The sequence below is a fragment of the Paraburkholderia sp. RL18-101-BIB-B genome (assembly GCF_046026985.1).
GTDB lineage: Bacteria > Pseudomonadota > Gammaproteobacteria > Burkholderiales > Burkholderiaceae > Paraburkholderia.
This window is the reverse complement of sequence record NZ_JARESV010000024.1, coordinates 107,311-115,501: the sequence shown is the minus strand read 5'-3', so window position 1 is coordinate 115,501 and position 8,191 is coordinate 107,311. Positions and strand designations below refer to the sequence as shown.

The following is an 8,191-nucleotide window of genomic DNA, read 5'->3' as shown; positions in this document are numbered from 1 at the left end:
CTGGAGATGGTCGCCCCCGAACAATCAGACCGCCCAGCCGTCCGACACGGACACGTACATTCTGCACACTGCCGACGGTGCGACGCCCGGTTACTCCGCGTCAAAGCCCCCGAGGCTCAGCGTCGGTGTCAGCTATCCCGACACGCAATTGATTCTGCCCTGGTTCCTCAATGACATCATCAACTTGATTAACTATCGCTAGTCTGACAGCGACTTGCCGCGGTGGGACTGGGAGCGGCTCCTAACCATCCTGTCTGGGGCTGGCAGCGCCGAACGGAGAATGTGCCAGTGCGACCCGGCTACGGAGGTTCGACGAAGCGGTGCGATCGGCGGTCGCTTGCAGTGGCCGGACTTCCGGATTCGGCCAGAACCGGTCGTCCGCCAATACTGGCTGGATCATCGACAATCCCTGCCTTTTAGGTGGCTCGGGGCGAGCAGGTCCTCCGGTAGACTACGTTCGTGCCAAAACTCGCCGTCACAACATGGACACTCAGCTTTGGATCATTTGCACCCTGACATTCGTCATTCATGTCATCGCGACACTGGCTTACGCCGTGCGAATCGCAGGTGTACGCACACGACGTATCGCCGTGTCGTTTTCTCTTTTTGGGATCATCGCCCTCGTTTCACGCACGGCAAATTCGTTTCAGGGGCCATTCATAGCGAAGCGGGTCGAGCTTGATATTGCGCGGCACACCGAGAGTGGTTTGCTCGGTGACTTTCGCCTTTTCCTGCTAACCGCCACTGTGGCGAGCATCGTCGGGGCGTTTCTGATCCCGACGTTCCAACGTTACTTCAGCCAAGCGGTCGATCACTTTCAGGCCAACCGCTCCGTTCCTCGTCTGCTGCTGCATATCTTCAGTCGCGGCGGCGTCAACTACATCCGCGATGGAGCGCGGTTTCCGTCGCGCCAGAACGTCACCCAACTGACGACTGGCGCCGGCGTTTCCTGGAAAGTTATAGGGCTGAACGTTTTTGCGATGGCGATATGGACGGTCGGCGTTTTTGCGTCGCTTTACGCTGGTTACCTAAAGCCGGATTTGCGCGTTACATGTGCGAATCTGTCGTCGGTTATCAACGGCTTCGCGACGGTGGTATTGGCGGTCGTCATCGACCCGCAGGTGTCGGTGATGACCGACGACGTTATCGAAGGTCGAGTTTCGGAAAACAACTTCAGGCGGGCTATTACAACTCTCGCGGGCGCGCGTGTCTTAGGAACGTTGTGCGCACAGGTGGCGCTCGTGCCAGCAGCCTTTATTATCGTTCGCATCGCCGAGCTAATCTAGTGCGCCAGCGGCGTTGCCCACCTCAGATCGGCCGCTAGTGCTCGAGGCCATGAGACACAGATCGGCCAGAACCAGCCACCGAAACTTAATCTACGACCGTCCGTTTCCGATTCAGCTTAAGACGGCCGGTGAGGCTTACCTATCTTGCGTAGCAATCGAAACCGCTGATTAAACAGCTCGCGCTGGCGGGAACACTTTGGTGTTTGCATATGCAGGTAACCGACGCTGCCATCGCTTCGCTCTGGAGACTCGCTATACGCGGTCCCGTACAATGAGTCGTTTCGAATCCCGCGACAGATCGCACTTTGCTCCAGCCTCCAGCGCCATGAATCACGATATTGAACACGCTCTCGCCGCCGCGCAGGAGAACCTCATGGCCGGTCGGCTCGACGATGCCGCAGGTCTGCTGCTCGGCATTCTGGCGAGCGTCCCCGACCACGGCGAAGCTCTTGCAGGTCTCGGTTATATCGCCGCCAACCAGGGCGATCATGCATGCGCAGCGGAGTACCTGATGCAGGCATCGGCGCACATGTCAATGTCTATGGATCAGCTGAACTTCGCCGCGCAGGTGTGTCAATTGGCGCAGCGTCACGATGCTGCGATAGCGCTGTTCGAGCGCTGCCTGACCCAGTTTCCGAACCATGCCGCCTCGTTGTACGGTGTCGCAATGTCGCTGATACAGCTTGGCGAATCGCAGCGGGCACTTGAGCTGTTGGTGCATCTGTGCAAGATCCAGCCACAATCAGCCGAAGCGCATTACAACCGTGGAACGCTGCTCGGTACGATGGCACGCTATGAGGACGAACTGGATGCCTACCGGCAGGCGATCACGCTCAAGCCGCGTTTCGTACGCGCATACGTTAATCTCGGGGTCGCGTTGCGAGATCTCCGGCGCTTTGATGAGGCATTGCTTCAATTCAAGAAGGCGCTTTCGATCGATCCGAACGACGCCGGCGCGCGCACCAATCGAGCTCAGACGAATTTGCTGCTCGGCCAATTCGAACACGGCTGGCGCGAATACGAATGGCGTTGGCGCGATGGCACCTGCAGCCACGGTTTTTCGCAGAACACCCTATGGACTGGCACCCAACCGATAGACGGCAGGACAGTGCTCGTTCATCATGAGCAGGGGTTCGGCGACACGCTGCAATTCGTGCGTTTTGTGGATCGGCTCAGTGCAGCTGGCGCTCACGTCGTGTTGCGTGTTCAGGATGCCCTGTTGCCGCTCCTCCAAAATTATCGGGGTGCGGCCGAAGTCATCGGTGAGACAGGGCAAGTGCCACATTTCGACTATCACATTCCAACCCTGAGTCTGCCGTTTGCGCTCAAGGTTCGTGCACCCGATCTCGCGCTATCCGGTGCATATGTGCAGGCAGACGGTGCGCTTGTCCCTCAATGGGACGATTTTTTTACAGGCTCCATTCGACGGCCGAGCATTGGGATCGTGTGGTCGGGAAGCCGTACGCATCTGAATGATCACAATCGGTCCATTTCGCTTGAGCAACTGAAGCCGGTGTTCGATGCCGACGCGGATTTCTTCGCGTTGCAACCGGATGTACGCGACAGTGATCGCGCGTGCCTCGCGCAACTTGAGCAGCGCGGGGTGCTGCGCGATGTTTCCGGGCGGCTCACCACGTTCGCTGAGACTGCTGCGCTGATCGCTCGCCTCGACCTCGTCGTCAGCGTCGACACAGCTGTGGCGCATTTGGCGGGGGCGCTTGGGAAACCCGTATGGATTGCTCTGCCGTTCATGCCGGACTGGAGATGGCAACTCGACCGAAGCGATAGTCCGTGGTACCCAAAGGCGCGGTTGTTTCGACAAACGACGCGAGGCGATTGGACTGGCGTAGTTGCAGCGCTTCGCGCAGAGATCGACGCATTGCGGGGCGCCTGAATGGCGAGCCGCCCGACAGAGAGCGCCCCATCCACTGCTCGCTGCAAGTTCGGGTCGCAAATTTGGTCGCGCCTGCTCCGTCGTGCCCCTTGCCCGCTTTGAGCGACTAAGGCGCGTCGGATTGCCGGGTCCAGACAACGGAGAATACTTGCCGTCGATCGAGTGTCCAATTTGAAGCCCTCTTACGGACATTCGTCACGGTGATTCGACAGGCGGTTGCGGGTCGGTAGACCCGCAGTTCGCGGAAGAATGGGCCGATCTCGGCGTAGGGAAGCGCGGCGTGGTGGCCGTCCTTCTGTACCTTCGACGGCGAGGCCAGCAACTGATCCAAGTGACCGTTCCAGCGAGCTGGATTCTCGCCGGTACGCAGGCCGCTCACCTTGGCCCAGTCCATGATGTTCTCAATCCGGCCGCGCAGGCGCGATGCGGTCTCATTCTTCGTGAGCCAGATCGGTTGCAGGACTCGCATGACCAGGTCAGTGTCAACGTCGGCCGGCCGAAGTGTGCCAATGAACGGATACGCATACGTCGCAAGCGTGTTCTCCCACTGCTGGGTGTGCTTTGGATTTGCCCACTCGGCTCGACGGGCTTTAATGTATGCCTCTGCGCATTGTTTGAATGTCAGGGATCGGGCCGCTTCGACCTTGCGACGAACCTTCTCTTGCTTTCGTAGCGTGGCAGGATCGTCGCCACGCGAAACAGCCGCGCGGTGTTCATTGCGAGCCCCACGCGCTTGCTCTAGTGTGACGCGCGGATACGGGCCGATCTGAACCAGTCCTTCCCGACCGTCAGGCTTCGTGTATCGAAACTGCCAGTACTTCAATCCGGTGGGCTTGACTTGCAAAGCAAGGCCGCCACCGTCGTTGAGACGATACGTGCTGGCACGTGGCTTAGCTGAGCGGCATTGCAAATCGCGTAGAAGGCTCTCAGGCATCGTCGTCAAACCCGCGTCAAAAAGTACCCGAAAAAGTACCCGGGAAATTGCGGAATTTTACGACTTTTCTTGGATGCTTGTGGAGGTATCGAATCGCCGCAAAGCCTTATACGTCTTGGCTTTGCGGGACTTTCTGGAAACTTCTGAATGTTAATCCTGGCGGAGGCGGTGAGATTCGAACTCACGGAAAGATTGCTCCTTCGCCGGTTTTCAAGACCGGTGCCTTAAACCACTCGGCCACACCTCCAAGCCCTAAATTGTAACCTGAAAAAACGTCGCTGCGGCGCCCGGTCGATCCGCAATCACTGCGGATCTTTCAGAAACAGCTCTTGCAAATCGTTCAGGAACGCCTGGCCGAGCGGCGTCGGTGCAATCTTTTCGTGGTCGCGCGTGATCAGCTTGCGCCGTTCGGCTTCCTGCAAGGCCGGTTCGATCGACGTCATCGACATCCCCGTCCGCTCGATGAACCGATGCACCGGAAACCCTTCCACCAGCCGCAGCGCGTTCAGCATGAACTCGAACGGCAGATCGCGCGGCCCGACTTCATGCTCTTCCTGCACCGCCGTACCGGCCTTCGCCTGCTCGATGAAGGTGGTGGGATGCTTGTAGCGCGCCTGCCGCAGCACGCGATTCGGAAACGACAGCTTCGTATGCGCGCCCGCGCCGATGCCGAGATAGTCGCCGAAGCGCCAGTAGTTCAGATTGTGCTTGCTCTGCCGATGCGGCTGCGCATACGCCGACACCTCATAGCGCTCGTAACCGGCAACGAAGGTGCGCTCGTGAATCCAGTCCTGCATGTCGGCGGATGCATCGTCGTCGGGCAGGGCGGGCGGAAACTTCGCGAACAGCGTGTTCGGTTCGAGCGTCAGGTGATACAGCGACAAATGAGGCGGCGCGAACGACAACGCTGTCTCGACATCGGCCTGGCATTCGGCGAGCGTCTGCCCCGGCAGCGCGAACATCAGGTCGAGATTGAAGTTATCAAACGTGGTCGAGGCCACTTCGACGGCATGGCGCGCCTGCGCCGAGTCGTGAATGCGGCCGAGCGCCTTCAGATGAGCCTCGTTAAAACTCTGGATGCCCACCGAGAGCCGGTTCACGCCGCTCGCGCGAAACTGCGCGAACTTGGCGGCTTCGAAGGTGCCGGGATTGGCTTCGAGCGTGATTTCCGCGTCGGCGTCGAGCGGTAGTAGCGCGCGCACATCGGACAGCATGCGATCGAGCCCGGCCGCCGAAAGGAGGCTGGGCGTGCCGCCGCCGATGAACACCGTATGCACCTGGCGGCCCCAGACCAGCGGCAGCGCCATCTCGAGATCGGCGCGCAACGCGTCGAGATATTCGTTCTCGGGGAACGTGTCGCCTTTCCACTCGTGCGAGTTGAAATCGCAATACGGACACTTGCGCACGCACCACGGAAAATGCACGTACAACGCCAGCGGCGGTAGCGACGTCAGCCGGATGCTGCCCGGCGACGTGAAGGCCTTGATGACGCCGTTGCCGATATCGGCGGGCGCCGGTTTGATCGGAATCACGCTTCCTCCGTCAGACGCGCGAGCAGTTGCCGCAACGCAATCGCGCGATGGCTGCTGGCGTTCTTCACCGCCGGTTCGAGTTCGGCGGCGCTCGCATTCAGCGACGGCAGGAAGAAGTACGGGTCGTAGCCGAATCCATGTGCGCCGCGCGGTGCGTCCAGCATTTCGCCATGCCAGCGGCCTTCGGCGATCAGCGGCTCGGGATCGTCCGCGTGACGCACCAAAGCCAGCACGCAGAAATAGTAGGCGCGGCGATCGGTCTCGCCTTGCAACGCCGAGACGAGGCGCGCGTTATTCGCCGCGTCGCTCTTTTCGCCGCCGGCAAGTTGCGCGTACCGCGCCGAATAGACGCCCGGCGCGCCGCGCAGCGCGCGCACACAAAGGCCCGAGTCGTCGGCGAGCGCGGGCAGGCCGGTCAGTTTCGACGCATGGCGCGCCTTGGTCAGCGCGTTCTCGACGAAGGTCGGATGCGGCTCTTCGGCTTCCGGCACGTTCAACTCGCCTTGCGGAATCAGTTCGATGCCGGCCGCGCCGAGCAACGCCGCGAACTCGCGCAGCTTGCCGGCGTTGTTCGACGCCAGCACGACTCTCGTCAACGGCGAAGCGGACACGGCCGCGCCATTGTTTTGACTCACTTCATTCACCCTTTTTGCTCCAGCGCTGCTTTCTGCTTCGCGATCAGCGTATTGATGCCGTCGCTGGCCAGATCCAGCAGCGCGTTCATTTCGTCGCGCGAGAAGGCCACACCTTCAGCGGTGCCCTGAATTTCAACGAACCCGCCCGCGCCCGTCATCACGACGTTCATATCGGTGTCGCATTGCGAGTCTTCGTCGTAGTCGAGATCCAGCACCGGCAGGCCGTCGTACACGCCCACCGAAATCGCCGCGACATAATCAGCAATCGGCGAGCTTTCGATGCGGCCCGTGGCCAGCAGTTTGGCCACCGCATCGTGTGCCGCCACGAACGCGCCGGTGATGCTGGCCGTGCGCGTGCCGCCGTCGGCCTGGATCACGTCGCAATCGATATGCAGCGTGCGCGCGCCGAGCTTCTCCAGATCGAACACCGAGCGCAGCGCGCGGCCGATCAGCCGCTGGATTTCCTGGGTGCGGCCGGTCTGTTTGCCGCGTGCGGCTTCGCGGTCGCTGCGCGTGTGCGTGGCGCGCGGCAACATGCCGTATTCGGCGGTGAGCCAGCCCTGGCCTCGGTCGCGCAGAAACGACGGCACGCTCTCGGCAATGCTCGCGGTGCAGATCACTTTCGTATCGCCGAATTCGACCAGCACCGAGCCCTCCGCGTGCTTCGTGTAGTGGCGCGTGATGCGCACGTCGCGCAGCTGATTGGCCTTGCGGCCGCTGGGGCGTTGGGTGTCGTTGGTCATGTTGGGATCGGTCAGGAAGAAAAGCAGGAGGGAAAGCGCGATTTTACAGCCGATCGGCCGGGGCGGCTGCCCGCATGTGCGTTGGCTCTTCAAGGGGCGCCATCGCGGGGCGGCCTTTCCGCCAAAAATGGGATAATGCCGTTTCCCCGCCCCGCGTCTCGTACACGCCGGGCGATTCGACTCTCAGGCCATCGTCGAGCGCATGGCCACAATCGCGAGAAATACGATGATCTACAGCATGACTGGCTATGCGAGCGCCACGCGCGAACTCGTCGCGGCCTCGGGCACAGGTGGCGTGAGCGTATCGGTCGAACTGCGCACCGTGAACTCGCGCTTTCTCGATCTGAACTTCCGCATGCCGGAAGACGTGCGCGTGTGCGAACCCACGTTGCGCGAGATGCTGATGAACAAGCTGTCGCGCGGCAAGGTCGATATCCGCATCAACCTGCAACGCAGCGAACAGTCCGCCAACGCGGGTTCGATCAACCACGACGCGCTCACGCAACTCGCGCTGCTCGAACGCACGGTGCTCTCGACGTTTCCGGAAGCAGAGCGGCTGCGCACGGGCGAGATTCTGCGCTGGCCGGGCATTCTGGCCGAAAGCGGCGTGGCGCCTGAAGTGCTACGCGACGCCGTGCTCGCCTGCGGCAAGCAGGCCATCACGGACCTGATCGACGTGCGCGCCCGCGAAGGCGCGCAACTGGCGACCATGCTGATCGCCAACGTCACCGAAATGGAAACGATCGTCACGAAGATCACGCCGCTCGTGCCGGAACTGATCGCCAAGCATCAACAGAAGATTGTCGAACGCTTGCAGGAAGCGCTCGGCATCGCCGCGCCGGATACCGCCGCGACGATCGTCTCGCGTGAAGAGATCAACGAGCGGATTCGCCAGGAAGTGACGATGTACGGCATTCGTATCGATATCGCCGAAGAATTGTCGCGTCTCACGGCTCACCTGAACGAAACGCGTCACGTGATCCAGAAGGGCGGCAAGGTCGGCAAGCGCCTCGACTTCATGATGCAGGAGCTCAACCGCGAAGCGAACACGCTCGGTTCGAAGGCCGCCGCGAAGGAACTGGCGGATTCGTCGATGACCCTGAAGCTGCTCATCGAACAGATGCGCGAGCAAGTACAGAATCTGGAATAAGGCTGGAGCACCACCGA

8 protein-coding genes and 1 tRNA gene are annotated in these 8,191 nt (G+C 61.0%); 4 read left to right on the top strand and 5 right to left on the bottom strand.

The window, feature by feature from the left end:
• The 3 genes from P0D73_RS28535 to P0D73_RS28525 all read left to right on the top strand — a co-directional run.
• Positions 1-202: hypothetical protein (locus P0D73_RS28535; protein WP_408433760.1), on the top strand; the 202-nt coding region annotated here is incomplete at its 5' end.
• Positions 203-482: 280 nt separating this feature from the next.
• A complete protein-coding gene (locus tag P0D73_RS28530) occupies positions 483-1,286 on the top strand; it encodes a lipid II flippase Amj family protein (RefSeq protein ID WP_408182435.1) in 804 nt (267 codons plus the stop codon).
• Positions 1,287-1,611: 325 nt separating this feature from the next.
• Positions 1,612-3,180: a tetratricopeptide repeat protein gene (locus P0D73_RS28525; RefSeq protein WP_408433757.1), complete on the top strand. Its 1,569-nt coding sequence runs from the start codon at positions 1,612-1,614 to the stop codon at positions 3,178-3,180.
• 106 nt (positions 3,181-3,286) lie between these two features.
• On the opposite strand, the gene P0D73_RS28520 is transcribed toward P0D73_RS28525, so the two are convergent.
• The 5 genes from P0D73_RS28520 to rph all read right to left on the bottom strand — a co-directional run bounded on the left by P0D73_RS28520 (position 3,287) and on the right by rph (position 7,024).
• Positions 3,287-4,114 carry a tyrosine-type recombinase/integrase gene (locus P0D73_RS28520; protein WP_408433769.1) on the bottom strand — a complete coding sequence of 276 codons (828 nt, stop codon included), beginning with the start codon at positions 4,112-4,114 and terminating at the stop codon, positions 3,287-3,289.
• Between the two features lie 157 nt (positions 4,115-4,271).
• Positions 4,272-4,361, bottom strand: a tRNA-Ser gene (locus P0D73_RS28515).
• Positions 4,362-4,416: 55 nt separating this feature from the next.
• Positions 4,417-5,646: a radical SAM family heme chaperone HemW gene (gene hemW, locus P0D73_RS28510; RefSeq protein WP_408433754.1), complete on the bottom strand. Its 1,230-nt coding sequence runs from the start codon at positions 5,644-5,646 to the stop codon at positions 4,417-4,419.
• Entirely contained in the window at positions 5,643-6,290 is a 648-nt protein-coding gene (gene rdgB / locus P0D73_RS28505; protein ID WP_408182432.1) for an RdgB/HAM1 family non-canonical purine NTP pyrophosphatase, read from the bottom strand. Before rdgB ends, hemW begins: the two co-directional genes overlap by 4 nt.
• Positions 6,287-7,024, bottom strand: a complete 738-nt coding sequence (gene rph / locus P0D73_RS28500) for a ribonuclease PH (RefSeq protein WP_408182431.1) — start codon at positions 7,022-7,024, stop codon at positions 6,287-6,289. Before rph ends, rdgB begins: the two co-directional genes overlap by 4 nt.
• A gap of 226 nt (positions 7,025-7,250) precedes the next feature.
• Between rph and P0D73_RS28495 the strand changes: the two genes are divergently transcribed.
• Positions 7,251-8,174 carry a YicC/YloC family endoribonuclease gene (locus P0D73_RS28495; RefSeq protein WP_132373445.1) on the top strand — a complete coding sequence of 308 codons (924 nt, stop codon included), beginning with the start codon at positions 7,251-7,253 and terminating at the stop codon, positions 8,172-8,174.
• Positions 8,175-8,191: the final 17 nt, after the last annotated feature.